The organism is Streptococcus constellatus subsp. constellatus, assembly GCF_023167545.1.
Taxonomy (GTDB): Bacteria; Bacillota; Bacilli; order Lactobacillales; family Streptococcaceae; genus Streptococcus; species Streptococcus constellatus.
Map to the genome: position 1 here is coordinate 51,106 of NZ_AP014647.1, position 21,795 is coordinate 72,900.

Sequence of the window (21,795 nt, forward strand, 5' to 3'; positions counted from 1 at the left end):
GACAAACTCCCACTCTCTGGATTTTTGCTCTCTCACCAAGCAAAGCTATCGGTCGGAGCTGTTAAGCCTGTTATCCAAGCGCTGTCTTTCACTTGGCACAATGTAACGGAAAGTCCTGCCATATCTAGGCTTGTGATGAGGTGACCTGTTTTGATAAAAGAAAGTTTCAAGCCCTCAATATCCAATAGTTGCAGGATATCGTCTGTGAAAACGAGTTCTTCTAATTTTGAAGTGCCACCTAAGTTATTGATGAGGAGAATAAACTCTTGTCCTTCTTGCCATTTGAATTTCATTTTGATTTTGTTGATAAGCTCCACCGCGAGCAGTTCGGAAGATTCAAACGTTACCATCCGATAACCAGGTTCTCCATGGATTCCAATTCCGTAGGAAATTTGACCTTGGGGCAAATCAAAGATAGGCAGTTGCTGGCTTGGTAAAGTTGTAGATTTTGTAGCCACTCCTAGTGTCGCAATGGAAGTGGAAAGAGAAAGAGCGAGCTTTTCCAATTCATCTAGACTAGTCCCTTCTTTGGCAGCTTGCCCGAGGATTTTATGTAACAGAATCGTTCCTGCAACCCCACGGTGGCGAATTTGGAAATTACTTTTTTCGACAGAAATATCATCATGAGAAATGATGTACTTGACTGGAATCCCTTCCTTGCGTGCTTGATGAATGGCTTGTGAAAATTCTTTAATGTCTGCATCAAAGTTTTTAATAATGACAAAAACGCCCTTACCTCGATGCAGAAAACGAATGGTTTCCAAAATATGCTCAGCACAAGGTGGCACAAAAATGGGACCACTAATAGCAGCGGCTAACATACCATCGCCCACATAGCCAAAATGAGCTGGTTCATGACCACTCCCACCGCCTGAAATAATGGGTACGACAGAAGAATCGTGCTGATTATGATAAATGACGGGTAGCTGTTTAAGCTGCGAAAGGTGAGGATACATGCGAGTAATTGCATTGATGCTTTGCTGAATGCTTGAATGAATTGAATTGATAATGTGAACCATATACTTGCCTTAATTTTCTATAGCTGTTTTGATTAGTTGTGTCAAGAGTTGCGCCTGTTGCTGGTAATCTTGCTCAGATAAATCCAGCAAATGTTTGATAGCATTCGCAAGTGCTTGACTATGATAATGAATGAAAAACTGGGACTCCATTTCAGAATGGAAAGGGCGGGAATGATATTCTCTGACGAGTTTAGTTACAAGCTGCTGACAATAGGTCTGAAAATAAGAAGAAAAGTCATTTTGGTCAACGATGTCAAATAATTGTGCATAAAAGCTCTTATTGACGCTAAAATAATGCAGTAATTCTTGCAGCAGCTGATAGCCAGAGATATATTCCAGATTATCCGTCACTTGCTCTCGTAGCTCTGTCTGAAAAATCCATTCTAATAATTCATACTTGTCCAGAAAATGATTGTAAAAAGTTTGCCTGCGAATACCGGCGTCTTCCATAATTTGCCGAACGGAGATTTTTTCAAAGGATTGTTTGCTTAATAATTTTTTAAAGGATTTGGCAATCCTTTTTTTCGTGATTAAGGATAATGTCATTTTTACTCCTTAGTCTTTTCTGTTCTATCCTTAGTTTATCATGAATGATGCAATAGGAAAACTAAAAAAGTGGGACATATTTTTGCTTTTGTCCGTTCCAAAATAGAGCAAAGAATTTTACAATAAAAATAAGAAACATAAAGCAAAGGAGAAACTCATGAAAAAAATTATCAATCAACCAACGGCTGTTGTGGACGAAATGTTGGACGGTTTGGCTTATATCCACAGTGATTTGGTGCATCGTGTAGAAGGCTTTGACATCATTGCCCGAAATAGCGAAAAGTCTGGCAAAGTAGCTATTATCTCAGGTGGCGGTAGCGGTCATGAGCCCGCACATGCTGGCTTTGTGGGCAACGGTATGCTTTCGGCTGCGATTTGCGGAGCGGTCTTTACTTCGCCAACTCCTGACCAAGTCTTGCAAGCAATCAAAGAAGCAGACGAGGGCGCAGGTGTGTTCATGGTTATCAAGAATTATTCTGGTGACATCATGAACTTTGAAATGGCACAAGATATGGCAGAAATGGAAGGAATCGAGGTGGCAAGTGTTGTTGTCGATGATGATATTGCTGTAGAAAATAGCCTTTACACGCAAGGTCGACGCGGTGTTGCGGGTACGATTTTTGTACATAAGATTTTAGGTCATGCGGCGCGTGCCGGAAAATCACTGAGTGAAATCAAGACGTTGGCTGACGAATTGGTTACTCAGATTCATACGGTTGGGTTGGCTCTCGGCGGAGCAACAGTTCCTGAAGTTGGGAAACCCGGCTTTATCTTAGCTGATGACGAAATTGAATTTGGAATCGGCATTCATGGAGAACCTGGTTATCGCAAAGAAAAAATGCAGCCGTCTAAAGAATTGGCACAAGAATTAGTGGAAAAATTGAAAGACTCTTTTGAACACAAAGCAGGCGATAAAATCGGAATCCTTATCAATGGCATGGGTGCAACACCGCTCATGGAACAGTACGTCTTTGCAAACGATGTGGCTGGAATCCTTGCAACAGCAGGTCTGGAAGTTATCTATAAGAAATTAGGGAACTACATGACATCTATTGATATGGCAGGCATTTCTTTGACCTTTATCAAGCTAGAGCACAAAGAATGGGTAGACGCATTAAATAGTCCTGTTACAACAATTGCTTGGTAGGAGGTATGATATGGATGCAGAATTAGCAAAGAAATGGATGCTTCTCTTTAACGAAAAAATTCAAGCAAATAAAGACTATCTGTCAGAGTTAGACACCCCTATTGGTGACGGGGATCACGGAGGAAATATGGGGCGCGGTATGGCCGCTGTCGTTGAAAATTTGGAAGGAAAGGATTTTGCCAATTCAGCAGAAGTCTTTCAAGTTGTCTCCATGCAATTGCTTAGCAAGGTTGGCGGGGCCTCTGGCCCCCTTTACGGCTCAGCTTTTATGGGAATAATGAAGGCTGAGAAGGAAGGCACTAGCTTGGTGGATGCTGTTCAAGCAGGACTTGATATGATTCAAAAGCGTGGGAAGGCAAGCGTCGGTGAAAAAACGATGGTAGATGTCTGGGCTGGTGTGGTAGAAGCGATTCGAAGAGAAGAATTGACCAAAGAAACCATTCGTGCTTTGGTTGAATCAACCAAAGATATGAAAGCAACGAAAGGTCGAGCTTCTTATGTGGGTGAACGTTCGATTGGGCATATTGATCCAGGTTCGTATTCATCAGGCTTGCTTTTTGAAGCCTTGCTAGAAGCGGAGGGACTGGCATGACAGAAGTTGGGATTGTCGTGGTTTCTCATTCAAAATGGATCGCTCAAGGCGTTGTGGATTTAATTTTAGAAGTCGCCAAAGATGTCTTACTGACCTATGTAGGTGGTACAGAAGATGGAGGTATTGGTACAAGTTTTGAGCAAGTCCAAACGATTGTAGAAGCCAATGAAGCAGAGAAGATTTTAGCTTTCTTTGATCTTGGATCGGCTCGCATGAATCTGGAGCTAGTAGCAGATTTTTCAGATAAAGATATCATCATTAACAATGTTCCCATTGTTGAAGGAGCTTATACTGCAGCTGCTCTTTTGCAAGCTGGTGCAGATTTGGCGACCATACAAGAACAATTGAAAGAGTTAGAAATTAAGAAATAAAGGAGTTTGATTATGATTCAGTATCTTGGTGAATTTTTAGGAACTTTTATCCTAGTATTGCTTGGCGACGGGGTTGTTGCCGGGAATGTTTTGAGCAAGACGAAAGAAGAAGGAACCGGCTGGGTTGCTATCGTTTTAGGCTGGGGGATTGCCTGTACCGTAGCGGTTTATGTATCCGGATTTTTTAGTCCAGCTCACTTGAATCCAGCGGTCACATTCGCAATGGCCTCTATTGGAGCGATTAGTTGGGGGCAAGTCTTTCCTTTCATTATTGCACAAATGCTGGGTGCAATGGTTGCAGCTTTCGTTCTATGGCTTCATTACTATCCTCACTGGGCTGAAACGAAAGATTCCGGCTTGATTTTAGCTAGTTTTTCAACTGGTCCAGCCATTCGCCATACAGCCTCTAACTTTTTAGGTGAAGCATTGGGAACGGCTGTTCTCGTCATTACGATTATGGCAATTGGACCTAATAAAGTTGCTGCTGGTCTAGGACCTATCATCGTAGGAATGGTTATTTTTGCAGTCGGTTTTTCACTTGGTCCAACGACAGGTTATGCGATCAATCCAGCAAGGGATTTGGGACCGCGTATTATGCATGCTGTTTTACCAATTGCGAATAAAGGAGATTCTGACTGGTCCTATGCTTGGATTCCAGTTTTGGGTCCAATCGTTGGTGGTGTTGTAGGGGCTTTGCTTTATAATCTTGTTTTAAGCATGATGTAAGAATATCAAAGGCAAGATATTTAAAATAAAGGAATTATATACTTGTACACAACCACAAAGTATGATTGTTAAATTTACAAAAATCTTGTTTCAAAATACTACATATTGTGATTGGTGTAAACTGCGATATAGTTCCCTAAAATAAAACAAACGCGAGATGAACAGTAGTTTGTCTCGTGTTTAGTATATATTTTTTTCGAAATAGTACTTTTTTGTTTCAAAATTGGTCTAGATAGGTTATAATAATTTTAAGATATAAAAAAGAACAACTGACGCTCAGATGTTCTTTACGTAAAAATAATTAATGATTTCCACTGCGTGACACGAACTTGATTTTAAAGAAGTCGCCACGTTTGTAGGCTTCGCTATACTCTAGAATTTGCCCTGTGCTTTCTAACTGTGTTGTTTTTACTTGGAAGACCGTTGGGAAGTTTGTGTCAATGTCCAGTAATGTTGCAACAGTTTTTGGTGTCGGGAAGATTATTTCATTTGTTTCTTCAAAGTGCTCATCATTCATGTGGATATGATAGTCTTGTTTAAAGCGGTTGTAGATAGAGCTATAATATTCAAGATTTGGATAGTTGGCATTGATATATTGCTCTGGAATATAAGTTTGATGATAGATGTAGGGGATATCTTTCGCTTTACGGAGCCTCTCAATTTTATAGTAAAATTGATGTCCCTTTAGCTCTAACTTGTCAAGAATTGTTAAGTCGTTTCCACGTTCGATCGATAAAACGGTCACTTGATCAGTTTGGGTAGGAAATATCTCAACGTCAGAAAATTCAACGAGTTTGTGCTTGCGGGCGCGTGACACAAATGTTCCTTTTCCTTGTTGGCGGATAATGTACCCATCTTTTGCTAACTCGTTTAGAGCTCTGACAACGGTAATAGAACTCACATCGTACATTGTGATTAGCTCAGCTTCTGTATAAAATTTATCTCCATTTTCAAATTGACCTGAGATAATCTTACTTTTGAGTTCGTCTTTTATGTATTGGTACTTAGGGATTGCCATATTGTTCACCTCTCTTTCACTTCCCTCTCATAAAAAATTTTACCATAAATTTCAATAAAATGGTTAAATTTATTAAATTTTAAAAAAACTATTGACATTTCATACAAAATATATTATATTAACCTATGTAAACGATTACAAGAAAATTATTGTGTGAAAGAGGGAAATGGTTTGGCAAGATTTGAGATTAGAGAAGAATTTTATCTGAATCAACAGCCTTTTAAAATATTATCTGGTGCTATTCATTATTTTCGGATCCAGCCAGATGATTGGTACCATTCACTTTATAATTTAAAAGCTCTGGGCTTTAATACAGTAGAAACCTATATTCCTTGGAATATGCATGAGCCAATAAAAGGGCAATTTGATTTTGAAGCTATCCTTGATGTAGAAAAATTCTTGCAAACAGCACAAAATTTGGGACTGTATGTTCTTCTTCGGAGTTCTCCCTATGTCTGTGCAGAATGGGAATTTGGCGGTTTACCTGCTTGGCTCTTAGAAGAAAACATGAGAATTCGGTCTTCTGATCCTGCTTATCTTGCTGCAGTTGCCAACTATTATGATGAATTGCTTCCACGATTAGTGCCACATCTTTTGGAAAATGGTGGCAGTATTCTCATGATGCAAGTAGAAAATGAATATGGCTCTTATGGCGAAGACAAGGAATACTTGAGAGCTGTTCGAGACATGATGCTAGAGCGAGGTGTGACTTGTCCGCTCTTTACGTCAGATGGTCCGTGGCGAGCTACTTTGCGAGCAGGAACGCTGATTGAAGATGATGTGTTTGTAACGGGGAATTTTGGCTCTAAGGCAAAAGAAAATTTTGCGCAGATGCAGGAATTCTTTGATGAGCATGGCAAAAAGTGGCCACTCATGTGTATGGAATTTTGGGACGGTTGGTTCAATCGTTGGAAAGAGCCAACTGTCACGCGAGATCCAGAAGAATTAGCTGAAGCGGTTCACGAAGTCTTACAACAAGGCAGTATCAACCTTTATATGTTTCATGGAGGAACAAATTTTGGGTTCATGAATGGTTGTTCAGCGCGAGGAAACATTGACCTGCCACAAGTAACGTCTTATGATTACGAAGCTCTCCTTGATGAACAAGGAAATCCAACACCAAAATACTTTGCCATTCAGCGAATGTTAAAAAAATATTATCCAGAGTATCCACAGAGAGAGCCTTTGGTAAAAGAAACGTTTGAGTTAAAGAATATTCCGCTCAGTGAGAAAGTTAGCTTATTTGAGACTTTAGAAGATATAGCGCAGCCAATCGAGAGTCTGTATCCTATGAAAATGGAGGAGTTGGGCCAAAATGTTGGTTATCTGCTCTATCGTACACAAGCAGAATGGGATGCGGATAAGGAACGGGTTCGTGTCATTGACGGGCGTGATCGGATGCAGCTTTTTGTAGACGGGAACTTTATTACGACCCAATACCAGACAGAAATCGGACAAGACATCTTTGTTGCTGCTGAAAAAGGTACCAATCACACAATTGACATTCTCATGGAAAATATGGGACGGGTCAACTACGGACATAAATTGCTGGCAGATACGCAGCATAAAGGTATTCGCACAGGAGTTTGTAAAGATCTCCATTTTATGCTTCATTGGAATCAGTATCCATTAGAGTTCAAAAATCCAGAAGCGATTGATTTTACGAAAGAATGGCATGACGATCAGCTAGCATTCTATGCGTTTGATGCGGAATTGAAAATGCTTAAAGATACTTATCTGGATTTGACCAACTTTGGCAAAGGAATTGTCTTTGTCAACGGTGTCAATATTGGCCGTTTCTGGGATGTTGGACCAACCTTATCACTTTATATTCCACATGGTCTATTACGGATCGGAAACAATCGCATTATTATTTTTGAAACCGAAGGAAAATATAGTAAATTCATTGATTTAGTTCATAAACCTACATTTAAACCAATAAAGGGGGACAAATTATGACAATTATAGCTAATCGGATTGATGGACGCTTGATCCATGGCCAAGTAGCCAATCTTTGGACTACAACATTAAATATTTCACGCATTATGGTTGTGGATGACGAAGTAGCAGAAAACGCTATTGAAAAGAGTGGCTTGAAGTTGGCGACACCAGCTGGTGTAAAATTGAGTGTGTTACCAGTTGCAAAAGCGGCAGAAAATATCCTAGCAGGCAAATACGATAGCCAGCGTCTGCTCATTGTTGCGAAAAAGCCAGATCGTTTTTTGAGATTAGTAGAAGCAGGAGTACCAATCGAAACGCTCAATGTGGGCAATATGTCGCAGACATCTGAAACGCGTTCGGTCACACGATCGATCAATGTGGTGGATGAAGATGTAGCCGTATTTAACAAATTACATGACAAAGGTGTGGTTCTAACAGCCCAAATGGTTCCAAACGACCCAGCCGAAGACTTTATGAAATTATTGAAATAAATTTAGGAGGTCATTGTTATGATACAATGGTGGCAAATTCTCTTACTAACGCTGTATTCAGCGTATTAAATTTTGGATGAGTTGACGATTAACTCATCAGCAGGATCTCCTGTTTTTGCAGGATTTATTACGGGTCTGGTCATGGGTGATCTGAAGACAGGCCTATTTATCGGTGGTAGTTTACAACTGGTTGTACTCGGTGTGGGAACATTCGGCGGTGCTTCTCGGATTGATGCAACCTCTGGTGCAGTTCTTGCAACAGCTTTCTCAGTAGCTACAGGTATCAAAGCGGAATTGGCGATTTCAGCTATCGCAGTTCCGGTAGCAGCGTTGCTGGTTTATACTGATGTTCTTGGACGCTTCTCTACAACTTACTTTGCACATCGTATTGATGCAGCGGTTGAAAAATTTGACTACAAAGGTGTTGAACGCAATTACTTACTCGGTGCTATTCCATGGGGGCTTTCACGAGCACTTCCAGTATTTTTAGCTTTGTGGCTTGGTGGGGATGCTGTAAAAGCATTCTCTGATTGGCTTGCCAATAATGCACAATGGATTGCAGATGGCTTGATTCTTGCAGGTAAAATGCTTCCTGGTGTCGGTTTTGCAATTTTGCTTCGTTACCTTCCAGTAAAGAAAAACCTTCATTATCTTGGTTTAGGCTTTGCCATTACAGCAATGTTGAAAGTTGTTTTTGACTATATTTCAACATTAGCGACAGCATCAAGTGCTGTCAAACCCATTGCAAAGGCTCTCGGTGGAGCTAAGTTTGAGGGGCTTCCAATGATTGGAATTGCGATTATTGGCTTTGCTTTAGCAGCTCTTAGCTATCAAAATGCTATCAACAAACAAGTGGTGACTGTTGCTGCGGAACAATCAGAAAATGGGGAAATTGACGATGACGAACTCTAATTACAAATTAACAAAAGAAGATTTTAAACAAATCAACCGTCGTAGTCTCTTTACTTTCCAATGGGGTTGGAACTACGAGCGTATGCAAGCATCAGGTTATCTCTATATGATTTTGCCGCAGTTGCGTAAGATATACGGTGATGGTACGCCAGAATTAAAAGAAATGATGCGAACACATACGCAATTTTTCAACACGTCTAACTTTTTCCATACTTTGGTGACAGGGATTGACCTTGCGCTTGAAGAAAATGAAGGGGTTGCGGCTAAAGATACTGTTACAGGGATTAAAACTGGGTTAATGGGTCCATTTGCAGCGATTGGTGATGCGATTTTTGGTTCAACTATTCCTGCAATCATGGGTGGTTTGGCAGCAGGTCTTGCCATTGATGGCAATCCTCTTGGTATTTTCCTTTGGATAGGAGTAACGATTGCGATTAACGTTTTCCGTTGGAAACAATTAGAATTTGCCCACAAAGAAGGCGTTAAATTAGTTACAACGATGCAGGATAAATTGTCCGCAATCACAGATGCTGCAACTGTTTTGGGAACATTCATGGTAGCTGCTTTGATTGCTACAATGATTAACTTTAAGTTTACTTATGTACAAAGTTTCGGTGGTGTAAAATTCAATCTTCAAGAAACGTTGGATAAAATCTTCCCGCGTCTGGTTCCGGCATTGTTTACTGGATTTGTTTATTGGCTACTTGGTAAGAAAGGTATGAATTCAACCAAAGCAATCTTTATTGTCATTATTATTGCAATTGGTGTTTCTGCGCTTTCACACTTTACTCATACGCCAATCTTAGGTGTTTAAAAGGAGCTTTTCTATAAATGACAAAACAACTTGTACTGGTCAGCCATGGTCATTTTTGTGAAGAATTGAAAAAAAGTACCGAAATGATTATGGGGCCTCTGGAATTTGTTCATACAGTTCCCTTACTTCCAGAAGAAGGAATAGACGACTTTACGGCTAAATTTTTAGCGGCTGTAAAAGAGTTAGACGATTACATTGTCTTTGCTGATTTGCTTGGAGGAACACCTTGTAATGTCGTTAGTCGCCTGATTTTGGAAGGACTTCAAATTGAACTCTATGCAGGAATGAATATGCCCATGGTGATCGAATTTATCAATTCTGCTTTGACTGGTGTGGAAGCGAAATATATTGAAAAAGCAAACAGATACATTGTGAAGGTCAATGATATGTTGGCAGCAATGAATGATGAGGAAGATGAATAAAAATATATCCAGTTAATAGTGGCTGAGAAAGCGCATACTTGGTATAATAAGGAAGAGGGGATAAGAAAATGGATTTCTTAGAAATCCTTATTTCCCGCCCCCTTCTTTTGGTTAATAGAAAACATCACATCTGCAAAGCAGAAAGGAGAAATATGCTCAATTATACAAAGGAAAAATTAGTTGAATTAGGTGCGGAAATCACCACGAGAGAAATTTATCAACAGCCACAGGTTTGGCAGACGGCTTTTGAAAATTATAAAGCACAAGTTGATGAGATTGTAGCGTTTCTAAATGGTATTGATGAAAAGCATGACTATATCAAGGTTATTTTGACAGGGGCTGGAACATCAGCCTATGTTGGAGATACGCTTTTACCTTATTTTAGAAAGCTGTATGATGAACGCAAGTGGAATTTCAACGCCATTGCAACAACGGATATTGTAGCCAATCCTTTGGCGTATTTACACAAAGAAATACCGACTGTTTTGGTTTCTTTTGCCCGTAGCGGAAATTCGCCAGAGAGTGTGGCAACAGTTGATTTGGCAAAGGACTTGGTTGAGGAACTGTACCAAATTACAATTACATGTGCAGCAGAAGGGAAGTTAGCGCAGCAAGCACATGGTGATGAACGCAATTTGCTCTTGCTTCAGCCTGCACTATCAAATGATGCTGGCTTTGCTATGACCTCAAGCTTTACGTCTATGATGTTAACCGCTTTGCTCGTCTTTGACAAGGCAGATTTAGCTGTAAAAGAAGGGAAGATTTCTGCTTTAATAGCTTTGAGTCAAAAGGTGCTAGATTCGGCAGAAATGATTCAAAAGATGGTATCCTTGGATTACAATCGAGTCATTTATCTGGGGGCAGGGCCATTCTTTGGTTTGGCGCATGAAGCCCAACTGAAAATTTTGGAATTGACTGCCGGGCAAGTGGCAACGATGTATGAAAGCCCTGTTGGTTTCCGCCATGGTCCAAAATCATTAGTAAATGAAGAAACGGTCATTGTGGTGTTTGGTTCGACAGACTCATACACCAAATTATATGATCTTGATTTAGTACGAGAAGTGGCTGGAGATGGTATTGCCCGCAAGGTGATTTTATTGACAGATCAGAGGGAAGATTTGGAAAATGTTGAACAGTTCATTCTTTCTAGCCAATCACTAGCAGATGACGTTTATCGCGTATTCCCTTATATTGTCTATGGTCAATTATTTGCCTTATTAACATCCCTTAAGGTTCAAAATCGTCCAGACACACCGTCTCCGACAGGAACTGTCAACCGTGTTGTGCAAGGTGTCATCATTCACCCGTTTGATAAAGAATAGGAAGGAATCTATGGAAAAATTAAAAATTAGTCACGAAAAGTTATCACATTTAAAGAAGCTGTCAGATGAAAATGGTATGATTGGAGCTTTGGCGATTGATCAGAGAGGTTCGCTGAAAAAAATGCTGGCAAGTGGTGCACGTACTGTATCGGGCAATGAAGCACTGATTGAGTTTAAACAATTGATTTCCAGTCAGTTGACTCCGTATGCAACTTCTATTCTTTTGGATCCAGAATATGGTGTCCCCGCTACTAAATTACGAGCATCAGAGTGCGGTCTTATTGTTGCTTATGAAAAGACAGGGTATGATGCGACAACAGAAGGTCGCCTGCCAGACTTGCTACCAAATTGGTCTGCTAAACGCATTAAAGAACTAGGCGCCGATGCAGTCAAAGTTTTGATTTATTATGATGTAGATGACAAACCTGAAATCAATGATATCAAACAAGCTTGGGTCGAACGAGTAGGGAGTGAATGTCTAGCAGAAGATATACCTTATTTCCTTGAAATTCTGACTTATGATACGAAGCGTGCTAGTGTAGTAGATGCAGATTATGCAAAAGTAAAACCTCACAAAGTCAATGAAGCCATGAAGCTCTTTTCAGAACCACGTTATAATGTAGACGTTTTAAAAGTCGAAGTTCCTGTAAATATGAATTTTGTAGAAGGTTTTGCCAAAGATGGAGTAGAACCAGTTTATAGTCTCGCAGAAGCTAAGGCTTTCTTTAAGGAACAATCTGATGCGACGCATTTACCATTTATTTTCTTGAGTGCTGGAGTTAGCGCAGAGCTTTTCCAAGAAACACTGAAAGTGGCGCATGAGGCAGGTTCTCAATTTAACGGTGTCCTTTGTGGTCGTGCTACCTGGAAAGAAGCTGTTACGGTTTTTGCAGATCAAGGAGCGGATGCAGCTAGAGCTTGGTTGGATGAAACAGGACGGCAAAATATTAATGACTTAAATCGTGTCTTACGTGAAACAGCTGTTTCGTGGATGGAGAAGTTAGAGATTTAAAATAGGAAAATGTAAAATGATAATAAAAACAAGGAAAGTTGTATGAAATCTTATCAAGAAGCTATTTTCGGAACATTTCAAGGGCAAGATATTGTTTCTTACACATTTGAAAATGATTTGGGCTATCGTTTGAAAGTCATGACTTATGGAGCGACTGTCTTAGAATATGTCACTCCGGACAGAAATCATGAATTTACAAATATCGTAGTTGGGTTTGATTCTTTTGATGCTTATGTAGGCAATAGCCCTAAATATGGCGCAAGCGTTGGACCAGTTGCAGGACGGATTGCAAAGGCTGAGTTCGAGTTGAATGGAGAAATCTATCCGTTAGAGGTCAATAATGCAGAAAATTGTAATCACAGCGGATCTACTGGCTGGGATAGTGCCATTTTTCAAGTGGAAGAGGTCACGAATGAAAGTGTCACTTTTTATATTGAACGCACAGACGGAACAGGTGGTTTCCCAGGAAATTTGAAGGTCTGGGTTTCTTATACTTTAACAGAATTGGGTGAGCTAGAGGTTTCGTATCAAGTTCAAACGGACAAGGACACTTTAGTTAATCCGACCAATCACAGTTACTTTAACTTAACAGGCGATTTCCGTCAGCCAATTGATCATTGTATTTTGCAGCTGAATACTCTTGGTGTCTATCCTATCGCACCAGATGGAATACCTGCTAAAATACCAGATTCAGAACATAACTTTGTAAAACAGCTTTGCCAAGGCGTTTCTATGAAGGATATTTTTGCAGATCAAGATGAGCAGATTCAGATTGTATCAGGCTTAGATCATCCATTTGTTTTGGATAAAAAACAGGAATATGCTGGCTCTCTTTATGAGCCAGAATCTAGACGTTATCTCACTTTCAAAACTAGTGCACCTTGTTTGGTGACTTACTCAGCAAACTTTGTGGATGACACGGTCATTTTAAATGGGCATCCCATGATTCAGCACAATGGCTTAGCTCTTGAAACTCAGGCACTTCCTGATGCCATTCATAGCGACTTGAAAGCAGATGTTATCTTAAAAGCGAGTGAGATTTTTACCAGCACGACCATTTATCATGCTACTGTGGAGCAGGATAAATAGCTATATCGAAAAAATATTGATAGATTATTCTGTATTTGAATACAAACAACCCAGCAGAATTGAACTGCTGGGTTGTTTTATATGAAGTGATAGCTTTATTTTTCTTTAACACTCGTTACAATACCATCTGAGTTAAAAGTGTAATATTTTCCGCGAATTAAAAGAGTTTCATCGTGTGCCATTTTTCCATCTTCCTTTAGATAATATTGGCCGTTCCATGCAGATGAGGACATAACGCCCATGCCTCTTGTGAAATGATACCAATCGCCATCAATTTTCCGCCAACCTTCAACTCTATGTCCATCTTCTGGATCAAAATAACGCCAGTAGTAAATGGTTTCCCCATTTGCATAGGAATGTGGTAATTTATGCCAACCTGTCTGCATATCGCCGTTGGTTGGATGGAGATAGTAATATTTTCTAACTCCAGGTGCGCCGATTTGTTTAACTCCCGTTAGCATATAACCTTCTGTTGGATCAAAATAGTACCATTTTCCATTAATGGCTTGCCAACCTGTTTTCATATCTCCGTTTGTGGGATCAAAATAATACCAGGATACCTCTTTGTGTTTATTAAAGCCAGTTAGCTGCTTCCATCCAGTAGTAATATAACCCTGATTGTTAAAGTAGTAATATCGGCTATTGATTTGTTTCCATTGGTTTTTCGGATATGTGCCATCAGGATATTTGAACCACCAACCAGTAGCGTCCTTAATCCATTGCCCATCAGCGCGATTGACCAATTCTTGTCCAGCTTGAGGTGTTTCTTCGGCAGTTGCAGGAACATTAGTGGCTAGAGCTATTGCACTAGCTGCCAGTCCTAAGAAGAAAAGCTTTGAACTGTATTTAAGGATGTTGTTCATTTGATATCTCCTCTCATAAAACAACAATGTATGCGCATACAAAATGAATCATATTAAAGGTAACATATTTTAAATGATAAATCAATCCGTAATCATCAAAGGGGTTCTTTGATTTCTAAATGACATTCTGTTTGATTGGAAAACAAAATGGAAGAGGATTGGTTTTTTAATAGTGAAAACTGCCAGTATCTGTATGGATGAGGAAGTGAATAGAAAGTAGGATGCCAAATTAGGCAGATTTTCTCTGGCTATTAATCTACTTTATCCATCTAACCTATTTTTTGTTATAATAATAGTTATGAATAGAATGTTAGATAATGAATTGATGGGAGACGAAGAGCTCGTTGAGCGGACATTGCGTCCCCAGTACTTACAAGAATATATAGGCCAAAATAAGGTTAAAAATCAACTGAAGATTTTTATTGAGGCAGCCAAGTTGCGAGATGAAGCATTAGATCATACCCTACTTTTCGGGCCTCCGGGATTGGGTAAAACGACGATGGCTTTTGTGATCGCCAATGAGCTAGGAGTCAATCTCAAACAGACTTCGGGGCCTGTGATTGAGAAAGCGGGCGATTTGGTAGCGATCTTGAATGATCTGGAACCAGGAGATGTCCTTTTTATCGATGAAATTCATCGCTTACCCATGTCTGTTGAAGAAGTGCTTTACAGTGCTATGGAAGATTTTTACATTGATATTATGATTGGTTCTGGTGAAACTAGTCGCAGTGTTCACTTGGATTTACCACCTTTTACTTTGATTGGAGCAACGACCCGAGCTGGTATGTTGTCAAATCCCTTGCGGGCTCGCTTTGGTATTACTGGACATATGGAATACTATGAAGAGACGGATTTGACCGAGATTGTAGAGCGAACGGCCGAAATCTTTGAGATGGAGATTACACATGAAGCGGCTGAGGAGTTGGCTTTACGTAGCAGAGGGACCCCTCGAATTGCCAATCGGCTTCTCAAACGCGTACGAGATTTTGCTCAAATCATGGGGAACGGATTGATTGATGATCGGATTACCGATCAAGCCCTGACGATGCTTGATGTGGATCAAGAAGGTTTAGACTATGTGGATCAGAAGATTCTTAAAACCATGATTGAGGTGTATGGAGGCGGACCTGTTGGTTTAGGAACCTTGTCTGTCAATATTGCAGAAGAGCAAGAAACGGTGGAAGATATGTATGAGCCATACTTGATTCAGAAAGGCTTTGTTATGCGAACTCGAGCAGGGCGTGTAGCAACGCGTAAAGCTTATGAGCATTTGGGTTATGAATATTTAGAAAAGTAGAATTTATGAAAATAGCAGAGCAGGATGTTTTAAAACAATTCGCAGCAGATAAAGATTTAATGACTATGTTGACGCTTATTCGCAGTTTGCGATTAAAAGATAGTTGGTTGGCTGCTGGTAGCGTACGAAACTTTATCTGGAATATTCTATCGGGTAAATCGGGTTTTGATGCAGAGACAGATGTGGATGTGATTTTCTTTGACCCAGATATTTCGTATGAGGAAACGATCAACATTGAAAACCGACTTAAGCGAGCTTACCCTAGTTATCATTGGGAAGTCAAAAATCAAGTCTATATGCATCTCCACAGTCCCAATACCCACCCTTATACTAGCTCACAAGATGCCATGAGTAGATATCCAGAGCGATGTACAGCTGTGGGGTTGCGTTTGCTAGAGAATGGCCAGTTGGAACTTTTTGCTCCTTACGGTTTAGATGATATCTTCCATTTTTATGTTCAGCCCACTCCGCATTTCCTAGAAGATGCAGACAGAAGGCAGCTCTATAACATGAGAATACAGAAAAAAGATTGGCAGAAGAAGTGGAACAATCTTCAAATTGAATTTCTTTAAAATTTTTTAGAAAAAGGTAAAATCTTTAAGAAAAATTTAAGTCAACATCGTTATACTATAATCACAAGTTGAGAAAAGCTTAACTTGAACTCCTAAAAACTTTTCTTTTTCATAATAATCTCCCTTAAAAACCACCTGTAGGTGGTTTTTATTTTTTAGGCAAAAACTAAAATATTAAATCCCAATGTAAGAGATAATGGTTTTCCCTAAAAAGAGTAAGATGTGTATAGTAAAAATGTTCATATAGGAATACCGCGGCACTCCAATTTAACTGCGTTCCATTCTGATCTATTTTTCAATCAAGTTCTGTCCAACTATTATCAAAAACTTATAGTCATTTTATATCTCAAAGTACTCCGTTCTAATGTGTAGTACATGTAAATTGCATTATATTTCTAGGGTGTTTTGTTAAAATTATATGGAAAGAAGTTGATTTCATTATAGAAAATACAAAAAAGAGTTGAAATTCTGAAATAAATATAGTATAATCTATAAGGGTTGAAATAAAAAATTATATTACATCCCAAATAAATCTTGAAGTAAAAATTGAGTTAAAACGTATTCTTAAATAAAAAAACCGTTTTGGGCTGGTATGACGCTAAAAAAATATGGAGTATTTTAACGTTAAAAAATTTTCAAGGATTGATTTTTTGCAGTTAGACTTGTGGAGGGTGACAGACAGTTGAGAACACGATCAGTGAGAAAAAAAGAAGAAAGAAATAGTTTAAAGAAGCTATCACGTTTGGAAATTCTTGAATTATTTCTTAAACAAAGTGAAGAACTGGCACAAGTCAAGGAAGAGCTAAAAATTGCTAAGGAAGAATTAGCAGAACGTAGAATAGCCATATCAGAGTCTGGGTCAATTGCTGAAGCTGCGTTAAAGCTTTCAGGTATATTTGAGGTTGCTCAGAAGGCAGCAAATGAGTATCTTGACAATGTGAAAACACAGAAGTCGACAGATACCCATGGCAGTACGGTGTTACAAGAAGCAGCAGAAGAATATGTTGAAGGTACAGTGCTCAAAAATCAATAGATTTATTCGTCTTTGAAAACCGACAAGGTTGCGGTTGCAAAGGTGGGAGAAAAAGGACTGCAAAAGCGTATGCCGTCTATCATTAAGGGCTGACTATTTGGATAGGATTGTTGGCAAAAGAGGAGATTGGATTGGCTCTATCAATTGTTAAGAAGAAAAAACGAACGGATATTCCGGAAATAAAAGAAATTGAAAAAGAGATTGAACGCGTCCGATATAAAGGGCGATATCGCTCAGTCTTTCGGAGCACATTGTTTACACTAGTAGTCGTTTCAGCTATAGCTGTACTGGTGGCGACATTGTGGATGCCAGTTCTGAGGATTTATGGACGATCGATGTCTCCAACCTTAGACAATGGTAATATTATGATTAGTTTTAAAGAAGGTCGATTTAAAACAGGTGATATTGTTGCTTTTTACTACAACAATAAAATTCTTGTAAAACGTGCCATTGCTCAATCAGGGGATTGGGTTGACATTGACAAAGATGGGAATGTCTCAGTCAATAACAAATCGTTAAATGAGCCTTACATTAAAACGAAGTCGTTAGGAAATTCAAACATCAAGTATCCTTATCAAGTACCAGATGGTAAAATATTCGTTTTAGGAGATAATCGTGATGCTTCAATTGATTCTAGAAATACAGCAGTTGGCTGTATTTCAGAAGAACAAATAGTTGGAAAACTTGTGTTTAGGATATGGCCACTGAAAGTTTCTGGCTTTATTAGGTAATAGATTGGAGAAAGATAGTGAAAAAAGAAAAGGGTTCAAACTCGATAGACAGATTAAAGTCGCTATTTCGCATGAAGAAATTCCATAAAAATTGGTTGAGAGTTTTAAGCATTTTAGGTGCGGTAGTTGTCTTCTGTACAGTTTATGCTTTGATCCTTCCAGCAGCTACAATGGAAAAAAATAAAGCGACCCAAGAAACAGGTGTCTATCTTGATAATAGCAAAGCATTAACAAAAGCTTCACAAGATAGTTCTGTTCCAAATTCTTCCACAGAGAGTTCTGTTCCAAATTCTTCCACAGAGAGTTCTAAAGCGAGTGGTACAGATTCGGAATATCTAAATGGGACTTTAACTCATGAAGTTGAAAACAGCGATGCTGTTGTTAAGCTCGAAGCTAAGAGCAGTGCTCGTATTCCTAAAACAGCCACCTTGAAAGTGGAAGAGTTGAACAAAGACTCAGAAGCGTACAAGGCAAATCTAAAACTGGCTAAAGAAAAGGCTGCTAAGAATGGGACATCCGTGTCTTTTGCTAATTTCTTTAACATTACACTTTTAGATGAAAACGGCAAGGAAATTCAACCACAGGATTATGTTTCTGTGAAAGTGGAGTTTAAAAAGGCTATTTCGACTCCTAAAGAAGCCAATGTTCAGGCTGTCCATATCAAAGGTTCTGATGTAGCAGAGGTTCTGAATGTTGAAGAGAGGGCAGAAAACAGAGGAAAGAAGAAAGAAATTACTGATGTTAAATTTAATGCTTCAGGATTTTCTGTTTACGGAATTGTAGGGACAAATAAACTTGAAACCAAGTACATTACTGCTGACGGGAAAACATGGTCTGTAAAAATAGCCTATGATTCATCTGCCAATATCCCTGAAGGCGCCACTCTAGATGTGAAAGAAATTGATAAAAACAGTAATACTTACGATGATCACCTGAAAGAAGCAATGGAAAAAGCTACACCTTCTAAAGATGAGTATGTGGTAGCAGCCAACTTTTTTAGTGTTAAAATCATGTCAGATGGCAAGGAAGTTCAACCTGCAACACCAGTCAAAATCAGCCTCAAATATGAAGACAAGAAAAACAGCAAGAAAGGCGACTACACTTATAAAGCAATCCATTTTGGGCATTCTGGAACAGAGGTAATCACGCCAGAGAAGAGCGAGAAGTCTGGCAGTAAAACAGAATTGGTTTATACACAGGAAGGTTTCTCTGATATCGGTGGCATAAGGGTTGAAAGGATTGGTTCAGGTCTTCCTAAAAATGCTCTTGAAGCTAATATTGGAGCGGAACCTGCGCATGAAAAAGTGTTGACCCCAAATGGAGATGGAACCTATAAGCTCTCCCTCAGTGTTACAGGGAAGTCTGCTTCTTCACATTTCCATACTGGTACCCGTGCCAATGTCCTATTCGTTATTGATACATCAAGCAGTATGTATGAACCAGCGAATGATGGCACAAATCGGACCAAAATGCAGGCTACCAAGCAATTAGCTCAAGATATGGCTACTCGACTGCTGAAGAACAACACTAGTACAAATCCAACTGCGATTGAATTGGGCTTAATATCGTTTGACAGAGAGGCTTATACGCAAAGCTCTTGGACAACAAATGAAAGAGAGTTCAACAAGAAAATTGCAAATCTGGAACAACATAAGGGAACCAATTGGCAAGATGCTCTGAACGCAGCTAGGAAAATGAGTTCTGATGGAGATCCAACCTATGTCATCTTCCTGACAGATGGGAAACCTACTCAGTATAGAGATGAGAATGGCGAGATTCAGTGGGGAACTCCCGGACCTCATGGCCAGCCATATCATGCTTTTACAAAGTCACTGGAACCTGCGAGAAAATTAGTGGAATCTGGTCGTACCCTTTATGGTATCTATGCTTTTGATGGTAGAGCGGAAAACCTTAAGGATCTGATTAATTATGCTTATAATTCTCAACAGGCTGCAAATAGATACCATTTTTATGCAGAAAACGTGAGTGCTTTAGAAAAGGCTCTAAAGCAAATTGAGACAGATATTATTACTAGTGTCGGTTTCAAGAATGTTTCTATTACTGACGGTTTGACGGACTGGACAGGTAGCACGCTCGTTGAAGGCAAGAGCGATGGCTTTACCTATTCTCGAAGCGGTGGTAGGTACGGTAAAGGTCAAAATTGGACAGATGGTCCCAAAGCAGTTTATTCCAATGGTAAAGTGACATGGGACTTGTCATCATTGGGAACGCTGGAAGATGGGGTGACCTACAAGGTTAGCTTTACCGTCTGGCCGAAGCAGGAAGCCTATGACTTGATGGCTGACTTGCACAATGGTAAGGTCTCTTATGATAACTTACCGCCTGAACAGAAGAGTATGATTGTCAATAAAAATGGCATCTATTCTCTGAAAACAAATACGGAAGCATTTGTTGATTATAAGAAAGTTAAGACAGAAAACGGAAAAGAAGTCGAGGGAGAAACAGGCTATTCAACATATGGTGATCCTGAGCCAATGCGTCTATCCTATACAATGATGAAGGTCACTAAAAAATGGGTTGATAACACATTGGACAATAAAAGTACTCGACCAAATCCAATTAAAGTTTGGATTCTTAAAGACGGTGCTAAGTACAAAGAGGTCACTCTCAGCCAAGCTAATAATTGGGAGCAGACGGTTTATATTGCACCAGGTCTTAAGGTCAAACCAGGAGATCATGGCACAGCCAAAACAGGTGCCAATGCTGGTATAATACAGTCTAGTTCTGGACATGTCTATACTGTGGCAGAAGAGAGGATTGATCGACGGTATGAGTTGGATGTCAGTCCAGTCAAGCCGTTGCTAGATGGTACAACTACTAACACTACTGATGACCTTATTGATGGCTTGTCTAATACCAAGTGGCAAGGCAACACTGCTACGATTACTGCTAAAAACATCTTAAAGAATAGTCTCAAGATTTCAAAGGTTGTAACGACTAAAGATGATGCTTCAGACAGCATCACAGTAGATAAGACTTTTAAGGTAAATCTTTCATTGACTAATCGCAATGGCCAACCATTGACAACAATGGATTACGATGCAGACGGGAAGATTAGTAAGGGTGGATTGCAGTATGCAATTTACGATCGATCTAATCCGCACAATCCAATTAAAACGGGTGCGATTGATTCACCGACTATGAGTTTTGATCTGAAGACAAGTCAGTATGTCAGAGTCTTTAACATCCCATCTGGTGCATCCTATATGGTAACAGAAGATGTATCAAGTATCCCAGCGGGTTATAAGCTCCTGAAGATTACTAATAAAACGGGTAAACTAGATGGAGATAAATCTGTAGATGTGACGGTCTATAACAAGCGCAATGCATTAAACGTTGCGATATTGAAAGTAGACACAGCGAATGTCAACAAAGTGCTTAAAGGTGCTGAGTTCGTTCTTTACAAAAAAGACGGCGTGACAGAAGCAACAAATGCAGATGGACAGAAGATTGGAAAACTGGTAACCAATTCAGAAGGTAAAGTTGTCATAGGCAATCTTCTTGAAGGTGAATATGTTTTGAAAGAAACAAAAGCTCCATCTGGCTACAAACTTGCAGCTCCAATTACTGTGAATGTATTAGGAAATAAAGTTGTATTTACCCAACAAGGTATACAAAAAGATGGAGTTCCGAGTGCGGATGGCTTTACCTATACAATGACAATTACCAATAGTTCTGGAACGGAACTTCCTGTGACAGGTGGTTCAGGAGTGAAACTGTTGATGATTATTGGTACAGTATTGGTAGTTATTTCCCTTTCTTATGGTTTTAGACTTTGGTATAGACGTGAAAGGGGGGAGGAATAAGAATCCCTCACTAAAAGGGTTATACCAAAGATAAAATAATATTTATTGGC

The 21,795-nt window shown here is 39.5% G+C and carries 20 protein-coding genes and 1 pseudogene; 17 read left to right on the forward strand and 4 right to left on the reverse strand.

The genetic code is table 11. The features are described 5' to 3' along the window. Positions 1-32: 32 nt before the first annotated feature. On the reverse strand, positions 33-1,019 hold the full coding sequence (gene dhaQ, locus SCSC_RS00320) for a DhaKLM operon coactivator DhaQ (protein WP_006270414.1): 987 nt from the start codon (positions 1,017-1,019) through the stop codon (positions 33-35). A gap of 9 nt (positions 1,020-1,028) precedes the next feature. After that, the gene (gene dhaS / locus SCSC_RS00325; RefSeq protein ID WP_006270383.1) at positions 1,029-1,565 is read right to left on the reverse strand and encodes a dihydroxyacetone kinase transcriptional activator DhaS; all 537 of its coding nucleotides are present in this window, start codon (positions 1,563-1,565) and stop codon (positions 1,029-1,031) included. A 157-nt stretch (positions 1,566-1,722) separates the two neighbouring features. On the opposite strand from dhaS, the gene dhaK reads away from it, so the two are divergent. Genes dhaK through SCSC_RS00345 form a run of 4 tightly spaced genes read left to right on the forward strand, consistent with a single transcriptional unit; the run spans position 1,723 to position 4,401 of the window. After that, complete coding sequence (gene dhaK / locus SCSC_RS00330) at positions 1,723-2,712, forward strand: dihydroxyacetone kinase subunit DhaK (protein WP_006270393.1); 990 nt, start codon at positions 1,723-1,725, stop codon at positions 2,710-2,712. Positions 2,713-2,722: 10 nt separating this feature from the next. After that, entirely contained in the window at positions 2,723-3,304 is a 582-nt protein-coding gene (gene dhaL / locus SCSC_RS00335; protein WP_006270411.1) for a dihydroxyacetone kinase subunit DhaL, read from the forward strand. Next, on the forward strand, positions 3,301-3,675 hold the full coding sequence (gene dhaM / locus SCSC_RS00340) for a dihydroxyacetone kinase phosphoryl donor subunit DhaM (RefSeq protein WP_006270389.1): 375 nt from the start codon (positions 3,301-3,303) through the stop codon (positions 3,673-3,675). Before dhaL ends, dhaM begins: the two co-directional genes overlap by 4 nt. 12 nt (positions 3,676-3,687) lie before the next feature. Further along, positions 3,688-4,401, forward strand: a complete 714-nt coding sequence (locus SCSC_RS00345; protein ID WP_006269097.1) for an MIP/aquaporin family protein — start codon at positions 3,688-3,690, stop codon at positions 4,399-4,401. A 301-nt stretch (positions 4,402-4,702) separates the two neighbouring features. Here the strand turns inward: SCSC_RS00345 and SCSC_RS00350 are convergent, their stop codons facing one another. Continuing rightward, complete coding sequence (locus SCSC_RS00350; RefSeq protein ID WP_003071231.1) at positions 4,703-5,419, reverse strand: GntR family transcriptional regulator; 717 nt, start codon at positions 5,417-5,419, stop codon at positions 4,703-4,705. A 171-nt stretch (positions 5,420-5,590) separates the two neighbouring features. On the opposite strand from SCSC_RS00350, the gene SCSC_RS00355 reads away from it, so the two are divergent. The 8 genes and pseudogenes from SCSC_RS00355 (at position 5,591) to SCSC_RS00390 (ending at position 13,422) form a co-directional block, all read left to right on the forward strand. Continuing rightward, positions 5,591-7,378, forward strand: coding sequence for a glycoside hydrolase family 35 protein (locus SCSC_RS00355; RefSeq protein WP_022524531.1), 1,788 nt, complete (start codon positions 5,591-5,593; stop codon positions 7,376-7,378). Beyond that, a complete protein-coding gene (locus SCSC_RS00360; protein ID WP_006270402.1) occupies positions 7,375-7,851 on the forward strand; it encodes a PTS sugar transporter subunit IIB in 477 nt (158 codons plus the stop codon). The genes SCSC_RS00355 and SCSC_RS00360 overlap by 4 nt, the downstream gene beginning before the upstream one ends. A gap of 69 nt (positions 7,852-7,920) precedes the next feature. Beyond that, a pseudogene (locus tag SCSC_RS00365) lies at positions 7,921-8,545 on the forward strand (PTS mannose/fructose/sorbose/N-acetylgalactosamine transporter subunit IIC); the annotation flags it as partial. 204 nt (positions 8,546-8,749) lie between these two features. After that, positions 8,750-9,577, forward strand: a complete 828-nt coding sequence (locus SCSC_RS00370) for a PTS system mannose/fructose/sorbose family transporter subunit IID (RefSeq protein WP_006270396.1) — start codon at positions 8,750-8,752, stop codon at positions 9,575-9,577. Positions 9,578-9,594: 17 nt separating this feature from the next. Beyond that, on the forward strand, positions 9,595-9,999 hold the full coding sequence (locus tag SCSC_RS00375) for a PTS sugar transporter subunit IIA (protein ID WP_006270387.1): 405 nt from the start codon (positions 9,595-9,597) through the stop codon (positions 9,997-9,999). A gap of 152 nt (positions 10,000-10,151) precedes the next feature. Then, positions 10,152-11,321, forward strand: a complete 1,170-nt coding sequence (locus SCSC_RS00380; protein WP_006270417.1) for an SIS domain-containing protein — start codon at positions 10,152-10,154, stop codon at positions 11,319-11,321. Between the two features lie 10 nt (positions 11,322-11,331). After that, positions 11,332-12,333 (forward strand): tagatose-bisphosphate aldolase, encoded by a 1,002-nt coding sequence (lacD, locus tag SCSC_RS00385; RefSeq protein WP_006270377.1) that lies wholly within the window; start codon positions 11,332-11,334, stop codon positions 12,331-12,333. Between the two features lie 42 nt (positions 12,334-12,375). Continuing rightward, positions 12,376-13,422, forward strand: a complete 1,047-nt coding sequence (locus SCSC_RS00390) for an aldose epimerase family protein (protein WP_006270392.1) — start codon at positions 12,376-12,378, stop codon at positions 13,420-13,422. Positions 13,423-13,517: 95 nt separating this feature from the next. Here the strand turns inward: SCSC_RS00390 and SCSC_RS00395 are convergent, their stop codons facing one another. Beyond that, positions 13,518-14,285 (reverse strand): PspC-like choline-binding domain-containing protein, encoded by a 768-nt coding sequence (locus tag SCSC_RS00395; protein WP_006270376.1) that lies wholly within the window; start codon positions 14,283-14,285, stop codon positions 13,518-13,520. A 298-nt stretch (positions 14,286-14,583) separates the two neighbouring features. Between SCSC_RS00395 and ruvB the strand changes: the two genes are divergently transcribed. The 5 genes from ruvB to SCSC_RS00420 all read left to right on the forward strand — a co-directional run bounded on the left by ruvB (position 14,584) and on the right by SCSC_RS00420 (position 21,745). Further along, positions 14,584-15,582 carry a Holliday junction branch migration DNA helicase RuvB gene (ruvB, locus tag SCSC_RS00400; RefSeq protein ID WP_022524530.1) on the forward strand — a complete coding sequence of 333 codons (999 nt, stop codon included), beginning with the start codon at positions 14,584-14,586 and terminating at the stop codon, positions 15,580-15,582. Between the two features lie 5 nt (positions 15,583-15,587). Further along, entirely contained in the window at positions 15,588-16,154 is a 567-nt protein-coding gene (locus tag SCSC_RS00405) for a nucleotidyltransferase family protein (RefSeq protein WP_006270378.1), read from the forward strand. 682 nt (positions 16,155-16,836) lie between these two features. Next, entirely contained in the window at positions 16,837-17,187 is a 351-nt protein-coding gene (locus SCSC_RS00410; RefSeq protein ID WP_232565283.1) for a DNA repair protein, read from the forward strand. Between the two features lie 131 nt (positions 17,188-17,318). Beyond that, positions 17,319-17,918 carry a signal peptidase I gene (lepB, locus tag SCSC_RS00415; protein ID WP_006270403.1) on the forward strand — a complete coding sequence of 200 codons (600 nt, stop codon included), beginning with the start codon at positions 17,319-17,321 and terminating at the stop codon, positions 17,916-17,918. Between the two features lie 17 nt (positions 17,919-17,935). Further along, positions 17,936-21,745: a DUF7604 domain-containing protein gene (locus SCSC_RS00420; RefSeq protein ID WP_006270382.1), complete on the forward strand. Its 3,810-nt coding sequence runs from the start codon at positions 17,936-17,938 to the stop codon at positions 21,743-21,745. Positions 21,746-21,795: the final 50 nt, after the last annotated feature.